Below are 16,351 nucleotides of genomic sequence, written 5' to 3' on the forward strand. Positions count from 1 at the left end.
CCGTGCCGCTGCTCGTGTCGTGCCCGCCCGCCGGTGCCGTCCTACAGGTGCGGCAGGATGGCCGGCATCAGGTCCTGGAACGTACGGCCGTTGGCCGCGGTGCCGAGGGCCGTCATCGTCCAGCCGCTCCCCGCGCGGTGCACCTTCGCCATGACCTGCGCGGTGTAGTTGCCGCCGCCGGCGAGGGTGTAGCGGGCCAGCTCCTGGCCGTTGGTCTCGTCCACCAGGCGGCAGAAGGCGTTCTGCACCTCCTGGAAGGTCTGGCCCGTGAAGGAGTTCACGGTGAAGACGATCTGGTCGATGTGGACCGGGACGCGCTGGAGGTCGACGAGGATCGCCTCGTCGTCGCCGCCCTGGCCGACACCGCCGACCAGGTTGTCGCCGGTGTGGCGCACGGAGCCGTCGTCGCTCACCAGGTGGCGGAAGAAGACGACGTCGACCGGCTGCTTGTCGGCGAACAGCACGGCGGAGGCGTCGAGATCGATCTCGCGCGTGCGCGAACCGAACAGGCCGCGCCGGGGGGCTGCCTGCCAGCCGAGACCCATACGGACCGCGGTCAGGCTGCCGCCGTCGTTCTTCTGCAGGCTGATGGCCTGACCCTTGGTCATGTTGACGGTCACGGCTGATTCCCCTCTCGGACTGCTCCCCTGTTGCCGCGGGTTCGCGCGGTTGATCAGCACCCTATGCAGAGGCACTGACATCGCCGCACTCCGGTCCGCACTTTGTGTCGGTCTTGCAACACTGCGCGAACGCGGGTGCCCGCGGGGCGGCTCTCCCCCGGGCACCCGCGCCTCCGGTCAGGCCAGGCCGGCCTCCCGCATCTGGCGCAGTTCCTTCTTCATCTCGGAGACCTCGTCGCGCAGCCGGGCCGCGACCTCGAACTGGAGCTCCGCGGCGGCGGCGCGCATCCGGTCGGTCATCTGCTCGATCTGTTCGGCGAGCTGGGCGGCGGGACGGTCGGTCGGCACCGTCTCCTTCGCCTTGCCCTTGGCGGCCTTCTGGGACTTGCCGCCCTTGGCCGCCGGGTCGCCGAGCGCCGGGACCGGGGTCTTGGCTCCCTTGCCGTCCTTGCCCTGGCGGTAGCCGGTGCCGAGCAGCCGCTCGGTGTCGACCTCCTCGCGGGCGATCTGCGCGACGATGTCGTTGATCTTCTTGCGCAGGGGCTGCGGGTCGATGCCGTTCGCCTTGTTGTAGGCGATCTGCTTCTCCCGGCGGCGGTTGGTCTCGTCGATGGCCTTCTCCATCGCCGGGGTGATCTTGTCGGCGTACATGTGGACCTGGCCGGAGACGTTGCGCGCCGCGCGGCCGATGGTCTGGATGAGCGAGGTGCCCGAGCGCAGGAAGCCCTCCTTGTCGGCGTCGAGGATCGCCACCAGGGAGACCTCGGGCAGGTCCAGGCCCTCGCGCAGGAGGTTGATGCCGACCAGGACGTCGTACTCGCCGGAACGCAGCTCCCGCAGCAGCTCGATCCGGCGCAGGGTGTCGACGTCGCTGTGCAGATAGCGCACCTGGATGCCCAGCTCCAGGAAGTAGTCCGTGAGGTCCTCGGCCATCTTCTTGGTGAGCGTGGTGACCAGGACGCGCTCGTCCTTCTCGGTGCGCGCGCGGATCTCGTGCACCAGGTCGTCGATCTGGCCCTCGGTGGGCTTGACGACGACCTCCGGGTCGACGAGTCCGGTGGGGCGGATGATCTGCTCGACCTGGCCGTCGGAGCGGGACATCTCGTACTGGCCCGGGGTCGCCGACAGGTACACCGTCTGGCCGATGCGCTCCTGGAACTCCTCCCACTTCAGCGGGCGGTTGTCCAGGGCGGAGGGCAGCCGGAAGCCGTGCTCGACCAGGGTGCGCTTGCGGGAGGCGTCGCCCTCGTACATCGCGCCGATCTGCGGGACGGTCACATGCGACTCGTCGATGACGAGGAGGAAGTCGTCCGGGAAGTAGTCCAGCAGCGTGTTGGGCGGGGTGCCGGGGCCGCGGTCGTCGAAGTGCATCGAGTAGTTCTCCACGCCCGAGCAGGTGCCGATCTGGCGGAGCATCTCGATGTCGTACGTGGTGCGCATCCGCAGCCGCTGGGCCTCCAGCAGCTTGCCCTGTGTCTCCAGCTCGGCCAGGCGCTCCTTGAGCTCCTCCTCGATGCCCCGGACGGCACGCTCCATGCGCTCGGGCCCGGCGACGTAGTGGGAGGCCGGGAAGACGTAGAGCTGCTGGTCGTCGCTGATGATCTCGCCGGTGACCGGGTGCAGCGTGGACAGCGCCTCGATCTCGTCGCCGAACATCTCGATGCGGACGGCCAGCTCCTCGTAGACCGGGAAGATCTCGATGGTGTCGCCGCGGACGCGGAAGGTGCCCCGGGTGAAGGCCAGGTCGTTGCGGGTGTACTGGATGTCGACGAAACGGCGCAGCATCTCGTCGCGGTCCATCTCGTCGCCGACCCGGAGGGGGACCATGCGGTCGACGTACTCCTGCGGGGTGCCGAGGCCGTAGATGCAGGAGACGGAGGCGACCACGACGACGTCGCGGCGGGTGAGCAGCGAGTTGGTCGCGGAGTGCCGCAGCCGCTCCACCTCCTCGTTGATCGAGGAGTCCTTCTCGATGTACGTGTCCGACTGCGGGACGTACGCCTCGGGCTGGTAGTAGTCGTAGTACGAGACGAAGTACTCGACGGCGTTGTCGGGCAGCAGCTCGCGGAACTCGTTGGCCAGCTGGGCGGCCAATGTCTTGTTCGGGGCCATGACGAGCGTGGGACGCTGGAGCTTCTCGATCATCCAGGCGGCCGTGGCGGACTTGCCGGTGCCGGTCGCGCCGAGCAGGACGACGTCCTTCTCGCCCGCCTCGATGCGCCGGGCGAGCTCGGCGATGGCCTGCGGCTGGTCGCCGCTGGGCTGGTAGGGGCTGACGACCTCGAAGGGCGCCACCGTGCGTTCGATCTGGGAAACGGGCCGCATGCCATCCACCGTACGACCCCCCACTGACAACCGGCCGCGATCAGCGGTTCTGCGGGGTGCGCGGGCTGCGCGAGGCCGGGGACCGGCGGCCGGGGCCGGTCGCGGCGTGGCCGGGACCGGGCGCGGGGCGGCGGGCGGGCCGGGCGGCCGGGGCGCGGGCCGGGACCCCCGGCTCGTGCACCACGGGGACCCAGTCCTTGTGGCCCATGACCATCAGCGGGTCGAGCAGTACGACGGCCCCGGCCAGGACCAGGAAGGCGAGCGGGCCGATCAGCATGGGGGCGAGCAGCGCGGCCGGTGACTCGCCGGTGGCGGGGCCGCCGCCGGTACCGTGCAGGTGCACGCTGAGCGCGGCCATGCCGGTGTAGTGCATGCCGCTGACGGCAAGGCCCATGACGAGGCTCGCGCCGACGCTCCACAGGAACCCCCTGACCTGCCCGGCCGCCCACAGGGCGGCGGTCGCCGCGACGACGGCGACGACGACCGAGGCGGCGACGGTGAGGGTGTTGTACTCGAAGGTGCCGTCGAACTGCATCCCGGCCATGCCCAGGTAGTGCATGGAGGCGACGCCAAGACCGGTGACGGTGCCCCCGGTGAACAGCGCCGAGCCGGTGGCGCCCTTGTAGCCGACGATGAAGACCCCGACGCCGACCATGACGATCGCCACGGCCAGGCTCGCGTACGTCGTCGGCCGGTCGTAGTGGATCGGCGCCCCCTGGACGGTGAACCCCATCATCGCCACGAAGTGCGTGGTCCAGATGCCCGAGCCGATGGCGGCCGAGCCGAGGGCGAGCCAGCCGGGGCGCCAGCAGTGGGCGACGAGCAGGGCGCGGGTGGTGCAGCGCAGGCCGAGCGCCCCGCCGAGGCAGGCCATGAGACAGGCCACCAGTGGAGTGACGAGCCCGTAGCCGAATCCGTCGACCGTGCCGTGCATGCGAGGTTCCCTTCCGCCCTGTCGAGCCCCGGAATGTGAGGGAGTCGCCCCCGCCCCATGACCGCCCCCGCGGCCAGGGTTGACGCAGAGAGTATGACCCCCGCCGGAACGGTCGAACGATTTTCCGGCAAAGAAGCACGACCCTTCCGCAGATGTGCGGCCCCGGTGACGGGACCGGCACGACTCCCTCGTCCGCGTGTCTGCTGCGCCGTCATCCCCGATGAATGACTCCTCGCTGTCACTCTTGCACTGTCGGTGATCACACGAAACGAGGAGTCCTCATGCACGCGCGCGCAGTTGCCGCCATGACCACCGCGCTCCTGGGAGCCCTGGTGCTGTCGCCCGCCGCCGAGGTCCGGGCGGCGGGCGCCCCGGACGCCCGGGAACGGCCCCTGGTCGTCGCCCACCGGGGCGCCGACGCCTACGCCCCGGAGAACACGCTGGCCTCGATCGACAAGGCGGCGGCCCTCGGCTTCCGCTGGGTGGAGAACGACGTCCAGCGCACCAAGGACGGCGAACTCGTCGTCCTGCACGACGACAGCCTGCGCCGCACCACGAACGTCGAGGAGGTCTTTCCGGGCCGCTCACCGTGGCAGGTGAAGGACTTCACCGCCGCCGAGATCGCGCGCCTGGACGCGGGCAGCTGGTTCTCCCCCGCCTACGCGGGCACGCGCGTGCCGACGCTCGCGCAGTACATGCGCCGCGTCGAGCACAACCACGAGAAGCTGCTCCTGGAGGTCAAGAACCCGGAGCTGTACCCCGGCATCGAGCGCCAGACGCTGAAGCTGCTCGGCGACGAGGGCTGGCTCGACCGGCGGCATCTGGCGGACCGGCTGATCGTGCAGAGCTTCAGCGCCGACAGCGTCCGCGCCGTGCACGGCCTGGCGCCCGGGGTCACGACCGCCCTCCTCGGCCGGCCGGACCCGGCGGACCTGCCGCGGTACGCGGGCTTCGCCGACCTGGTCAACCCGTCGTACGGGACGCTGTCGGCGGACTACGTCTCCCGTGTCCACGCGGTCGCCGGGCCGCACGGCAGGCCGATGCGGGTGTTCGCCTGGACGGTCGACGACGCGGCCCGCGCCCGGACCGTCGCCGGGTACGGCGTCGACGGCATCATCACCGACAAGCCGGACGTGGTGCGCGAGGCCCTGAACGCTGCCTGACGCTGCCTGACGCGGCCCCGGCCGTGCCGATCCACCCCTGCGGGCAGGGAAACCGCAGGTCGGAGGGGTCTGTCAGTGGGGGCCCGTACGGTGGTCGGCATGGACAAGCACGAGCAGGACGAGCACAGCGGGCGGCAGGTCGTGTGGGCCGTGGCCGACAGCGGCATCGGCCCCCTGCTGCTGGCGGCGACCGGCGAAGGACTGGTCAACGTCGTGTTCCACGCCACCGAGGCGGTGCGCGACCGGGCGCTCGCCCGGCTCGCCTCCCGGCTGGGCGCCACGCCCGTCGAGGCGCCCGGCTCCCCGCTGCTCGCGGAGGCGATACGCCAGCTGGACGCCTACTTCGCGGGCGAGCGGCGGGACTTCGAGCTGCCGCTGGACTGGTCCATGCTCCCGGGGGACTCGGGGTTCAACGGGCAGGTGCTGCGCGCGCTGGCGGCGGACGTGCCGTTCGGCTCGGTCGTCGGCTACGGCGATCTGGCCGGACGGGTCGGCCAGCCCGGCGCGGCTCAGGCGGTGGGCGTGGCGATGGGCTCCAATCCGCTGCCGGTCGTGGTGCCCTGCCACCGGGTCGTCGAGCGGGACGGCGGCATAGGCGGCTTCGGCGGCGGTCTGGAGACCAAGCGCGCGCTGCTCGCGCTGGAGGGCGTCCTGCCCGAGCCCCTGTTCTGAGCCACGGCACGCGAGTGTTCCACGTTCCCGGCGCGCGGGTGTTCCGGGGCGACGGCGCGCGGGGCTTCGTCTGCGGGCGGGCTCAGTCGTAGTGCCTGGCCTCGAAGACGTTGCCGTCCGGGTCGCGGAAGTAGAAGCTGCGCCGGGCCGCCCCGCGGGCCCCGTAGGAGTCGTGGGAGAGGCGTGACACGGGGACGTCGCCCTCCTCCAGGCGGGCGCGCAGGGCGTCGAAGGCGTCGGCGGGCAGGGACAGGCAGACGTGGTTCACCGGGTGGCCCGCGCTGCCGGCCGCCCCGGGAAGCATGTTCATGCCCTGCACCAGGTCCAGCGGCACGAGGTCGAGGATCGTCTCCTCGTTGACGCGCACGGAGGGGAAGGACGCCTCGCCCGCGCTGAACTCCGCGGTTCTCAGCGGCTCGAAGCCGAGCGTCTTCTCGTAGAAGCCGGCCGCCGCGAGCGGGTCGCGCACCCACAGGACGACGTGGTCGAGACGTGTCGTGTTGTCCGTCATGGATTCCAGGCTGGTGCCGTACCGCCTGGGCCGCAAGGGGTTTGGCCGGGGCCGGGGCCCGCCAGAGATGAGGGGAGGGAGAGCCGTGGCGGACGGGAGGCAGGCACGTGCTGGTGGTGTCCGAAGAGGTGCGGGAGGCGCTCGCGGAGCGGCGTCCCGTGGTGGCCCTGGAGTCGACGATCATCGCGCACGGGCTGCCGCGCCCGCGCAATCTCCAGGTGGCGCTGGAGCTGGAGGACGCGGCGCGGCAGGAGGGCGCCGTACCGGCGACGATCGCCGTGCTGGACGGGCGGCCGCACATCGGTCTGGACAAGGACCGGCTGGAGCGGGTGGCGAACGAGGAGGGAATCCGCAAGCTGGGCCACCGGGACCTGCCGCTCGCCGTGGCGGCGGGGGCGAGCGGGGCGACCACGGTGTCGGCGACCGCCCTGCTGGCCTCGCTGGCGGGGATCCGTGTCTTCGCGACCGGCGGGCTCGGCGGGGTGCACCGGCAGTGGACGGTGACCCAGGACGAGTCGGCCGACCTGGGGCTGCTGGCGCGCACCCGGATCACGGTGGTGTGCGCCGGGGTGAAGTCGATCCTGGACGTGCCGGCGACCCTGCAACGGCTGGAGACGCTGGGCGTGGCGGTCGCGGGCTACGGCACGGACCGCTTCCCCGGCTTCTATCTGTCGGACTCGGGACATCCGGTGGACTGGACGCTGCGCACGCCCGAGGAGGTGGCCGAGGTCATGCGGGCGCAGAACACGCTGCGGGCGCCCGAGTCCGCGCTGGTCGTCGCCAACCCGGTCCCTCCGCAGGAGCAGCTCGACCCCGGGCTGCACGCGCGGGTGCTGGCCGACGCGCTGCGCGCGTGCGAGGCGGAGGGGGTCACGGGCCAGGCGGTGACGCCGTTCCTGCTGGACTTCCTCGTCCGGCACACGGACGGCGCCTCGCTCCGGGCGAATCTGGCGGCCGTCCGCGGCAATGTCCGGCTGGCCGGGCGCATCGCCGCCGCCTGGGCCCGGATGTGAGCACCGGGCGGGCGACGGCGGCAGGCGGCGACGGGGACGCCGGGACCTCACGCGCCGGGGCGGGCGCGCTGCTGGTGGTCGGGGACGTGGTCACCGATGTCGTGGCCCGGCACCCGGGGCCGCTCGCGCCCGGCACCGACACCGTCGCCGCGATCCGGCTGCTGCCCGGCGGCGCGGGGGCGAACGTGGCCTGCTGGGCCGCGTACCGGGGAGGCCCCGAGGTGCGGCTGCTCGGCCGGGTGGGCGCGGACACGGCGGCCTGGCACGAACGGGAGCTGACCGCTTCGGGGGTGCGGGCCCGGCTCGTCGTGGACCCCGAGGCGCCGACCGGCACGGTGGTCTGCCTGGTCGACGGGGCGGCCGGGGCCGAGCGCACGTTCCTCACGGACAGCGGGGCGTCGCTGCGTCTGGAGCCCGCCGACTGGTCCCCGGCGCTGCTCGACGGGGTCGCGCGGCTGCATCTGTCGGGTTATCTGCTGTTCTCCGGGACGGGCCGGGCGCTGGTGACGGCGGCCGTCGTGTCGGCACGCGCGCGTGGGGTGCCGGTGAGCCTGGATCCCGCTTCGGCGGGTTTCCTCGCGACACTGGGTGCGAAGCGGTTCCTGGCGCTCATCGAAGGCGTGGACGTCCTGCTGCCCAGCCGCGCCGAGGCGCGCCTGCTGACCGGCGCGGACGATCCGGCGGACGCGGCGGCCACGCTGAGCCGGCGCTTCCCGCTGGTGGTGGCCAAGGGCGGCCGGGACGGTGCGCTGGTGGCCCGCTCGGGCGCCGTGTGCGCCCGCGTGCCCGCCCGGCCGGTGGTGCCACTGGACACCACCGGCGCCGGTGACGCGTTCACGGGTGCGTTCCTCGCCGCGCTCGCCGACGGCGCCGGGCCCGAGACCGCCGCGGCGGACGGCTGCCGGGCGGGCGCGCTCGCGGTGGCGCGGGTGGGCGCAAGACCCCCTCGGCGGGCGCGGGGAGCGGTTCCCTCGTGAGCCGCGGGACGCGCCGTGGCTCCTCGGGTGCGGCGCTACTCCTTGTGCCCCCAGGCCGAGAACATCGGGGCGGTGGCGAGGTCCATGGTGCCGGTGGTGACGTTGGCCAGGTGGCGGTCGATCTCCTCGTCGGTGGCCAGGCCCGCGGCGACGAGCCGGCCGCGGATCTGCCGGACGGTGGCCGACTCCAGGGCGGTGCAGGCCGGCGACGCGACCGGGAAGAAGGCTTCGGCCTCGACCCGGCGCAGCCCGGCCTCCCGCAGCAGCCGGGGCAGCGTGCGCCCGTACGCCAGATCGGCCCCCCGGCCGGCGAGCAGCCGGCGGAAGCCGCGCCGCAGCCGGTTGGCCAGTTCCTCGGCGGGGCCGTGCTCGTCCGGGCAGGTCAGCGGTTGCAGCGCCGGATCGGCGTCCTCCAGGAGCAGCCGTCCGCCGGGCCGCAGCGCCGCGATCATGGACCGCAGCGCCCGCTCCCGGTCGGGGACGTGCACCAGGACGAGCCGGGCGTGCACCAGGTCGAAGCCCTCCCCCGGCGGTTCCTCGGCGCCCACGTCGTGCGTGCGCACCTCGACCGGCGGGCGGGCGGTGGCGGCGAGCCGGGTCGTGTCGATGTCGGTCGCGACGACCCGCCCGGTGGGGCCGACCCGGTCCGCCAGCCAGGAGACGACGGACGTCCCGCCCGCGCCGACCTCCCAGCACCGCCAGCCGGGGGCCACGCCGAGCGCGTCCAGATGCCGGAAGGTGGTGGGGTCGAAGAGGTGCGCGAAGGCGTCGAAACGCTCGCCCGCCTCGGCCTGCCGGTTGTCGAGCAGATATCCGTCGCCGTGCGTCATGCCCCGATCATCTCGCGGCGGGACGCGGGCGGCGGCGGAGGGGACGCCCGGGGCAGGCGGGGGCACCCGGGGCGGACGGGTGGGACGCCCGGGGCGCGGTTCCGGGGTTCGGGGTCCGGGGTCCGGGGTCCGGAGGACGGGCGAGCGGTCGGTCGGCACCGGTGACCAGAGAGCGGGCGGCAGGTGGCAGGCGGCAGGCGGCAGGCGGCAGGCGGCAGGCGGCAGGCGGCAGGCGGCCGCAGCCTGGGTCTGAGACAGAGGACCGGAATCCGAGCGGCCGGGCAGCCGGGCACCGGAGATCGGGGGCCGGAGACGACGGAAGCGGAAGCCAAGCGGTCAGGGGCCGGGGAGGCGAAGACCGGAGGCCGGAGTTGCAGGCCGTAGGCCGGTCCGGAGGAGGACCGTGGGCCCGACGGCCGGGCGGCAGGCATCCGGGGACCAGGGACCGGAACGGACGGAGTCCAGGCAGCCGGGCGGCACGAGGCCGAGGGCCGGAAAGCCGAGGGTCCGGCCTTCCGGGGGTCCCCGGCGCCGGGAACCGTGGTGCGTGCGGGTTCGGCGGGGGCGGCTGTCGTCAAGGGGTCAGCCGTTCCAGGCCGGGTGGCGTGGGTCGTCGGCGCGGATCAGTACGTCCGCCGTGGCGGCCGGATCGGTCTCGGCCTCGTAGCGTGCGAAGGCGGGCAGCGTCCAGTGGTCGGCCTCGGGGGTGCGGCGGCGCAGGGCGCCCGGGGAGAGGAGGACATGGACGCTGAGGTCGAAGGGGAACCAGTGCCGCAGCAGGAGGGGGCCGTGGAGCAGCAGCAGTCCGCCGGGCGGCAGCCGGACGTGGGGCCTGCGGGTCGCCCGGTCGGTGGCCGGGTCCCACAGGTCGGGCAGGACCCGGCCGTCCGCGCCCGGTTCGAGCGGCCCGAAGACCTCGCGCCAGAGCGCACCGGTGTCGTACCAGCCGTCGTAGTACGTGTCCACGTCCCGGCGGCCGTGTTCGAACCGCAGGGAGGCGGGTCGCAGGAAGCCCTCGGTGCCGACGACCAGGGACGGCCGGCCGCGTACGCGCAGCGCCTCCGAGACGCGCGCGGCCAGGTCGCCGGGGTGGGCGGCGGGGGCGCCGTCGAAGGCGACGCGCGGCCAGGCGCCGCCGTCACCCGGTTCCACGTCGAGCAGCCGTTCGGCCAGGAGGTCGCCGAGCCGTTCCCAGGTGATCGCTTCGAGTCGCACAGGGCCATGATGCGGCAGCCGGGGACGCCCGCGGGTGGGCCGAGGGCGGTACGGGCAGGTACCTCACATGGCCCCGCGCCCCGCACCCCCGCTTCCGCGGGGGCTCGTCGTGATCCAGCCCCTGCGCGGGAAGCGCTGCTCGGCGTGCCGCCGCGGGCCGCTGGCGCTGCTCGTCCTCGAAGAGGGGCGGCCCCGCTGCCTGGACTGCGCGGACCTCGCCCACCTGGTGTTCCTGCCGCGCGGCGACACCGCGCTGACCCGGAGGTCACGGGAGGAGAGCACGCTGTCGGTCCCGGTGGTGCGGTTCGCCCGGCGCCGCGGCCGGTACGAACGGCAGGGCGTCCTCGTCGAGGAGGCGGCCATCGCCCGCGCCGAACAGCGGTGTCTGGCCGACGCCGAGGCGCGGCGGCGGCGCCGGGCCCGGGACGCGCGGCGGCGGGCGGCGCAGGACGTACGGTTCACGGAGGCGTTCGCGGCGGAGATACGGCGGCTGTTTCCCGGTTGCCCGGCCGGACGCGCAGGGGCCGTCGCGGCGCACGCCTCGGTGCGCGGCAGCGGACGGGTGGGGCGCAGCGCGGCGGGACGGGCCCTGTCCGAGGGCGCGGTCGTGTGCGCGGTGCGGGCGTCCGTACGGCATCTGGACACACCGTACGACCGGCTGCTGATGGACGGCATGCCGCGACCTGAGGCGCGGCGGCGCATCGCGGACACCGTGGAGTCGGTACTGCGGACGTGGCGCGCCGGGGAGACGACCGGACCGGAGACGAGCGGACCGGAGACGAGCGAAGCGGAGACGACCGAGGCACCGCCGACCGAAGCACCGCCGACTGAGGCGGAGCCGACCGAAGCAGCGGGCACGCACGAGCCACACGAGCCACACGGGGCATGCGGGGCGCACGGGGCACACGAGGCGCAGGGCGAACCACTCGGCGGGATCGGTCGCGCGGGCGAGGGGCCCCACCGCTCTGCGCACGCGCCCGGCGCGACGTATCGTGACCAGGAGAGTCGCGCCCGCCCCGTGGCCGGAAGAGTGCCGCCCGAGCACGAGGGAGACGGCCATGGCCGATCCCAAGGGTTTCCTGAACACGCCTCGCCGGGAGTGGCCCCGCAGGCCGGTCCCGGAGCGGGCCGGGGACTGGGACGAGGTGTACGTCCCGGGTGCGCTGCTGCCGATCATCGGTGAGCAGGCCGACCGGTGCATGGACTGCGGGGTTCCGTTCTGCCACGAGGCGTGCCCGCTGGGCAATCTCATCCCCGAGTGGAACGACCTGGTCGCCCGGGACGACTGGCGGGCGGCGAGCGACCGGTTGCACGCCACCAACAACTTCCCCGAGTTCACCGGGCGGTTGTGCCCGGCGCCCTGCGAGGCGGGGTGCGTGCTGGCGATCAACCAGCCGGCGGTCACCATCAAGAACGTCGAGTGCGCCGTGGCCGACCGCGCCTGGGAGGAGGGGTTCACCCCGCCGCGCCCGCCGGAACGGCTGTCGGGGCGGACGGTGGCGGTGATCGGCTCGGGGCCGGCCGGGCTCGCCGCGGCGCAGCAGCTGACCCGCGCGGGGCACACGGTCGTCGTGTACGAGCGGGACGACCGGCTCGGCGGTCTGATGCGGTACGGCATCCCGGAGTTCAAGATGGAGAAGCGCCATCTGGAGCGCCGGCTGGAGCAGATGCGGGCCGAGGGGACCCGGTTCCGTACGAACACGGCGGTCGGGCGGGACATCGGCGCGGACCGGCTGCGGGCGCGGCACGACGCGGTGGTGATCGCGACCGGCGCCACGGCCTGGCGCGAACTGGACGTGCCGGGAAGGGAGTTGGCAGGGGTGCGGCAGGCGATGGAGTATCTGCCGCTGGCCAACCGGGTGTGCGAGGGGGACATCGAGGTCTCGCCGATGTCGGCCGCGGGACGCCATGTGGTCATCGTGGGCGGCGGCGACACCGGCGCCGACTGCCTGGGCACGGCGGTACGGCAGGGCGCCGCGTCCGTGACCCAGCTGGACATCTACGGCCGGCCCGGCGCGGAGCGGGACGAGGACAGCGAGCCGTGGCCCACGTACCCGAAGATCTACCGGATGTCGGCCGCGCACGAGGAGGCCGGGGTGCTGCGTACGGCGCCCGCAGCGGACGCGGACGCCCGGCTGTTCGCCGCGTCGACGCTGCGTCTCACCGGTGACGGGCAGGGGCATGTGCGCGAGCTGTGTCTGACCGAGGTGGACGCGCGCCGCAGCCCGCTGCCGGACCGGGAGCGGACGCTGCCGGCCGATCTGGTGCTGCTGGCGCTCGGGTTCTCCGGACCGGACCGGAGCGACGGGCTCGTCGACGGACTCGGGCTCGAACTGGCGCCGCGCGGCACGCTCGTGCGCGGCCCGCACTTCGAGACGGGCGTCCCCGGGGTGTTCGCCGCCGGGGACGCCGGTCGCGGGCAGTCGCTGATCGTGTGGGCGATCGCGGAGGGCCGGGCGGTGGCCGCGGCGGTCGACCGCTATCTGACGGGCGGTTCACGGCTGCCCGCCCCGATCGGGCCGTACGACCGCCCGATGGCGGTGTAGGCCCGCCGGGGCGGGAAGGCGGCCCCGCCGACCGGACGAGGCATCGTACGGAGCAATGTGACCGCCCCGGAGGCGGTGTACTGCGGCCTGCGGCTCCCAGTCTGCGGCCTCCGGTCAGCGGTCAGCGGTCAGCGGTCAGCGGTCAGCGGTCAGCGGTCAGGCGGAATGTAAGCCGGAATGTAAGCGGTCGCGAGAGGGACGGGCGGACGGTAAGCAGTCGATGTCGGTGGGGATCAAGTCAGTGCCAAAAGTTAAGAAGAACCGTGCAAGAAGGGCCGTGCAAGAAAATCAGCGGAAGCCGGTCAGGAGAGCAGGAAGTCGGCCACCCCCGCCTTGGCGCCCTCGATGAAGGCGGTCATCTCGTCGGTGGTGTAGATGAGGGCGGGACCGTCCGGATCGGTCGACTGGCGTACGGCGATGCGGCCGTCGGCCAGCTTCATCGCCTCCAGGCAGTTGCCCCCGTTGCCGCCGCTCCACGGCTTGTGCCAGCCCTCGCTGCCCAGCTCCCTGGCCGGCATGCCGTTGTAGATCCGCTCGCCGCGGACCCGCCGGCCGCGACGGCTCGGCGAGGGCTGGGACGTGATGTGATCCATTCACAACTCCTTGCGGAGATCCCGGAGGATCTCCTTCGTGCGATGTGCTGTGGCGGCCTGCGCCGCCATGCGGTCCATGACCTCCAGGTGGGTCGCCACCTCGCTGCGCGCGTCCAGGTAGACGGCGCCGGTCAGGTACTCGCTGTAGACCATGTCCGGCAGTTCGGGCATGGCGAATCGGAACAGCACGAAGGGCCCGTACGTGCCGGGATGCGGCCCCGAGGAGAACGGGGCGATCTGCAGCGTCACGTTGGGCAGCTTCGCGGCGTCGAGCAGCTTGTCGATCTGGGCGCGCATCACCTCCGGGCCGCCGACCGGGCGGCGCAGCGCGGTCTCGTCCAGGACGACCCAGAACCGGGGCGCGTCGGAGCGGGTGAGCAGGGCCTGGCGCTGCATACGGAGCGCGACGTGGCGCTCGATGTCCTCCGGGCTTGTCTGGCCTATCGCGCCCGAGGTGAGCACTCCGCGCGCGTAGTCCTCGGTCTGCAGGAGTCCGGGCACGAAGTGCGGCTCGTAGGACCGGATGAGCGAGGCGGCGCCCTCCAGGCTGACGTACATCGAGAACCAGCCCGGCAGGATGTCGTGGAACCGCTGCCACCAGCCGGGCCGGTTGGCCTCCTCGGCCAGTTGCACGAAGGCGTCGGCCTCGTCGTCGGGGATGCCGTAGGCCTTCAGCAGGAGCTGGAGGTACGGGATCTTGAGGGAGACCTCGGCCATCTCCATCCGGCGGACGGTGGCGGGGGCGACGCGGAGGATGCGGGCGGCTTCCTCGCGCTTGAGGCCCGCGCGTTCCCGCAGGTCGAGAAGGCGCCGACCGAGCACGACCTGCCCGACGGTCGGCGCGGACCGCGGTTCGCTCACCCTCCACCTCCAGTTGAAAGTCCTGACAGCCCTGCGGCGCCATTCGAAGATTCATTCGAAGACCCGACGGATCTCCGGCGATCTCAACTGGCGCCGCGCGACATGCTGTTGCGTGCAGTGTGCCACGACCCCTCACCGCGTCATACAGCACTCTGCATTTTTCATAGTGACACTTGCCAAGTGTTCACGGCGGGGAGATAGTGGCAAGCGTGATTCCGTCCCCGCCCTTAGGAACAGACGCCGCCGCGGGTCTTCTCGCCCCCGGCGCCGCCACGGGAGCGGGCCCCACCGGGGCCGTTGCCGAGCGCCGGTTCCGTTTCGAACTGGCCGCGCATCCGGGTTCGCCCGCACAGGCCAGACGACTGACCAGGTCACGGCTCACCGGCTGGTCGGTCTGCGAGGACACCTGTGACACCGCGGCCCTGATCGTCACCGAGCTGGTCACCAACGCCATCGTGCACACGGCGAGCGACCAGGTCGTCTGCGAGCTGCTCGACGGCGACGACCTGGTGCGCATATCCGTGCGCGACGAGGGCTGCGCCCCGGGTGAGCCGCACTCCTCGCCGCAGCGGCCCGAGGAGGAGCACGGCAGAGGGCTCCTCCTGGTCGAGGCCCTGTGCCGCGCCTGGGGAGCGCAGGAGCTGGGCCACGGTCTCGTGGTGTGGGCCGAGCTGCCCCGCACGGCCGCCGCGGCGGACGGTCCCGCCGACGACGTGACGGCATCCACGGACGTACGGCGTCCCGCGGACGTACCGGCACACGTGGACGCACCGGCACCGGCGGACGCAGAGCCGCCCGCGGTGGCGGAGGCGCCCGCGGTGGCGGAGGCGCCCGCGGTGGCGGAGGAATACGCGGAGGCGGAGGCGTCCGCGGATGTCCAGGCACCGGCGCACGAAGAGGGTGCCCGGGACGACCGCGAGGTGCGCGGCGACCTCGGCTGGGGCGCGCGCCCGAAGCCGGCCCCCGCCCGTCACCCCGGCCGCGAGGACGACCCGCGGGCGGCACGCGAGCCGCACGGGCACCCGCACGCCCAGCACACCCCGCCGCCGCACCACGCGGCGCACACACCGCACGCATCGCACACACCGCAGGCGGTTCACGGACCGCATGCCGCACCGCACGGGACGCACGCGCCACAGTCGTCCCACCCACCGCACACCCCGCACATCCCGCAGGGCACGCGACCGCACGAAGCTCAGGGAACGGGGTCTGTATGGCTGTGAGCGGTACTCAGGGTTCCGATCACGGCTCCGGCCAGGTGTGCAGCCTGGACACCCTCGTACGCCTGGGACGCGCGCCGCGCACGCCCGGCGCACCGGGCAGCCCGGAACCGTCCGGTCCACCGCTCCGGCTCACCCTCCCCGAGGGCATGACGGTCCCGCTGGGCTGTGACGCCGTGGCGGTGCCCGCCCGTTTCGGCTCCGAGCTGATGCCCCGGCTGCCGCGCGTGGGCTGCGTCTTCGCCGACGCGACGCACTGGTGGTGGATCGTGCCCTCGGACTCGGACTACGCCCTGCGCTGGCCCGCTCCCTCGTACTACGCGACCGGCGCGGTCCTGCCCGGCACGGCGCGCGACCGGCTGCCCACGCTCATCCACCGCCCGGACGGCGCGGTCCCCTACACGCCGCCGATCCCGCTGTATCTGGCTCTGTGCCGGGTGACGGGGACGACCCCGGCCTGGTCCCGGTCCGTCAGCGCCTGATCCTCCGGCGCCGGCGTACGCCCGGCAGTGCGGTGCGCTGGGCGTACGCCCGGTGCTCAGGCGCTCACGTCACCGCCGCCGTCGCCGCCCCGGACGATCACCAGGAAGGTGTCCGTGGCGAGGTCCATGATGACCTCGGCCGGCAGGCCCTCCAGACGCCGCGCATGCGCGAACTCCTCCGCGGGCCATGATCCGCGCGGACCACCGGCGGGAAAGCGTTCGAGCACTGTTCGCCCGTTCACGCCGCACCTCCCTGTTGAGCTGTACTCCTAGAGTTAAACGCCAAGCATGGGGTGAACGCCTCGCGCGGTGACCGTACTGAGACGCAGTCGACACGAGTTCACCGCCGAAACCGCGTCCGACCTCACACTTCCGGCGCAGCCGAGCAC

The 16,351-nt window shown here is 73.3% G+C and carries 16 protein-coding genes and 1 pseudogene; 8 read left to right on the top strand and 9 right to left on the bottom strand.

Annotation, left to right across the window (positions count from 1 at the left end; all coding sequences use genetic code 11):
- Positions 1–41: 41 nt before the first annotated feature.
- From R4Z62_RS07420 to R4Z62_RS07430, 3 genes are all read right to left on the bottom strand, one after another.
- The gene (locus R4Z62_RS07420; protein WP_018567593.1) at positions 42–620 is read right to left on the bottom strand and encodes a TerD family protein; all 579 of its coding nucleotides are present in this window, start codon (positions 618–620) and stop codon (positions 42–44) included.
- Positions 621–797: 177 nt separating this feature from the next.
- The gene (gene uvrB, locus R4Z62_RS07425; RefSeq protein ID WP_064532350.1) at positions 798–2,945 is read right to left on the bottom strand and encodes an excinuclease ABC subunit UvrB; all 2,148 of its coding nucleotides are present in this window, start codon (positions 2,943–2,945) and stop codon (positions 798–800) included.
- Positions 2,946–2,985: 40 nt separating this feature from the next.
- Positions 2,986–3,879 (bottom strand): MHYT domain-containing protein, encoded by an 894-nt coding sequence (locus tag R4Z62_RS07430; RefSeq protein WP_064532352.1) that lies wholly within the window; start codon positions 3,877–3,879, stop codon positions 2,986–2,988.
- Positions 3,880–4,160: 281 nt separating this feature from the next.
- Between R4Z62_RS07430 and R4Z62_RS07435 the strand changes: the two genes are divergently transcribed.
- Positions 4,161–5,042: a glycerophosphodiester phosphodiesterase gene (locus R4Z62_RS07435; protein WP_064532354.1), complete on the top strand. Its 882-nt coding sequence runs from the start codon at positions 4,161–4,163 to the stop codon at positions 5,040–5,042.
- 99 nt (positions 5,043–5,141) lie between these two features.
- Complete coding sequence (locus R4Z62_RS07440) at positions 5,142–5,714, top strand: methylated-DNA--[protein]-cysteine S-methyltransferase (protein WP_355480822.1); 573 nt, start codon at positions 5,142–5,144, stop codon at positions 5,712–5,714.
- An 82-nt stretch (positions 5,715–5,796) separates the two neighbouring features.
- Here the strand turns inward: R4Z62_RS07440 and R4Z62_RS07445 are convergent, their stop codons facing one another.
- On the bottom strand, positions 5,797–6,225 hold the full coding sequence (locus R4Z62_RS07445) for a VOC family protein (RefSeq protein ID WP_491519380.1): 429 nt from the start codon (positions 6,223–6,225) through the stop codon (positions 5,797–5,799).
- Positions 6,226–6,332: 107 nt separating this feature from the next.
- Between R4Z62_RS07445 and R4Z62_RS07450 the strand changes: the two genes are divergently transcribed.
- Both R4Z62_RS07450 and R4Z62_RS07455 read left to right on the top strand, forming a co-directional pair.
- On the top strand, positions 6,333–7,238 hold the full coding sequence (locus R4Z62_RS07450) for a pseudouridine-5'-phosphate glycosidase (protein WP_382846036.1): 906 nt from the start codon (positions 6,333–6,335) through the stop codon (positions 7,236–7,238).
- Entirely contained in the window at positions 7,235–8,215 is a 981-nt protein-coding gene (locus tag R4Z62_RS07455; RefSeq protein ID WP_382846039.1) for a carbohydrate kinase family protein, read from the top strand. Before R4Z62_RS07450 ends, R4Z62_RS07455 begins: the two co-directional genes overlap by 4 nt.
- Positions 8,216–8,250: 35 nt before the next feature.
- Here the strand turns inward: R4Z62_RS07455 and R4Z62_RS07460 are convergent, their stop codons facing one another.
- Together R4Z62_RS07460 and R4Z62_RS07465 are read right to left on the bottom strand one after the other, a co-directional pair.
- Positions 8,251–9,045, bottom strand: coding sequence for a methyltransferase domain-containing protein (locus tag R4Z62_RS07460; protein ID WP_491519381.1), 795 nt, complete (start codon positions 9,043–9,045; stop codon positions 8,251–8,253).
- A 582-nt stretch (positions 9,046–9,627) separates the two neighbouring features.
- The gene (locus R4Z62_RS07465; RefSeq protein WP_491519382.1) at positions 9,628–10,260 is read right to left on the bottom strand and encodes a nucleoside/nucleotide kinase family protein; all 633 of its coding nucleotides are present in this window, start codon (positions 10,258–10,260) and stop codon (positions 9,628–9,630) included.
- A 67-nt stretch (positions 10,261–10,327) separates the two neighbouring features.
- Here R4Z62_RS07465 and R4Z62_RS07470 point away from each other — a divergent pair.
- A pseudogene (locus R4Z62_RS07470) lies at positions 10,328–10,999 on the top strand (DUF2293 domain-containing protein); the annotation flags it as partial.
- Between the two features lie 319 nt (positions 11,000–11,318).
- A complete protein-coding gene (locus R4Z62_RS07475; RefSeq protein WP_355480830.1) occupies positions 11,319–12,806 on the top strand; it encodes a glutamate synthase subunit beta in 1,488 nt (495 codons plus the stop codon).
- 302 nt (positions 12,807–13,108) lie between these two features.
- Here R4Z62_RS07475 and R4Z62_RS07480 read toward each other — a convergent pair whose 3' ends face one another.
- A complete protein-coding gene (locus tag R4Z62_RS07480; RefSeq protein WP_018567581.1) occupies positions 13,109–13,399 on the bottom strand; it encodes a DUF397 domain-containing protein in 291 nt (96 codons plus the stop codon).
- Positions 13,400–14,260: a Sco1979 family transcriptional regulator gene (locus R4Z62_RS07485; RefSeq protein ID WP_064532371.1), complete on the bottom strand. Its 861-nt coding sequence runs from the start codon at positions 14,258–14,260 to the stop codon at positions 13,400–13,402.
- Between the two features lie 209 nt (positions 14,261–14,469).
- Here R4Z62_RS07485 and R4Z62_RS07490 point away from each other — a divergent pair, with 209 nt between their 5' ends.
- Both R4Z62_RS07490 and R4Z62_RS07495 read left to right on the top strand, forming a co-directional pair.
- Complete coding sequence (locus tag R4Z62_RS07490) at positions 14,470–15,483, top strand: ATP-binding protein (protein ID WP_491519383.1); 1,014 nt, start codon at positions 14,470–14,472, stop codon at positions 15,481–15,483.
- Complete coding sequence (locus tag R4Z62_RS07495; protein ID WP_355480833.1) at positions 15,474–15,962, top strand: hypothetical protein; 489 nt, start codon at positions 15,474–15,476, stop codon at positions 15,960–15,962. The genes R4Z62_RS07490 and R4Z62_RS07495 overlap by 10 nt, the downstream gene beginning before the upstream one ends.
- Before the next feature lie 56 nt (positions 15,963–16,018).
- Here R4Z62_RS07495 and R4Z62_RS07500 read toward each other — a convergent pair whose 3' ends face one another.
- A complete protein-coding gene (locus tag R4Z62_RS07500) occupies positions 16,019–16,204 on the bottom strand; it encodes a DUF8839 family protein (protein WP_491519384.1) in 186 nt (61 codons plus the stop codon).
- Positions 16,205–16,351 lie beyond the last annotated feature (147 nt).

The organism is Streptomyces sp. PL-25, assembly GCF_058344915.1.

Coding starts and splice junctions, on each gene's coding strand:
- R4Z62_RS07445 (WP_491519380.1), bottom strand. CDS start 6,225: ATGACGGACAACACGACACGTCTCGACCACGTCGTCCTGTGGGTGCGC.
- R4Z62_RS07475 (WP_355480830.1), top strand. CDS start 11,319: ATGGCCGATCCCAAGGGTTTCCTGAACACGCCTCGCCGGGAGTGGCCC.
- R4Z62_RS07495 (WP_355480833.1), top strand. CDS start 15,474: ATGGCTGTGAGCGGTACTCAGGGTTCCGATCACGGCTCCGGCCAGGTG.
- R4Z62_RS07435 (WP_064532354.1), top strand. CDS start 4,161: ATGCACGCGCGCGCAGTTGCCGCCATGACCACCGCGCTCCTGGGAGCC.
- R4Z62_RS07430 (WP_064532352.1), bottom strand. CDS start 3,879: ATGCACGGCACGGTCGACGGATTCGGCTACGGGCTCGTCACTCCACTG.
- uvrB (WP_064532350.1), bottom strand. CDS start 2,945: ATGCGGCCCGTTTCCCAGATCGAACGCACGGTGGCGCCCTTCGAGGTC.
- R4Z62_RS07460 (WP_491519381.1), bottom strand. CDS start 9,045: ATGACGCACGGCGACGGATATCTGCTCGACAACCGGCAGGCCGAGGCG.
- R4Z62_RS07480 (WP_018567581.1), bottom strand. CDS start 13,399: ATGGATCACATCACGTCCCAGCCCTCGCCGAGCCGTCGCGGCCGGCGG.
- R4Z62_RS07440 (WP_355480822.1), top strand. CDS start 5,142: ATGGACAAGCACGAGCAGGACGAGCACAGCGGGCGGCAGGTCGTGTGG.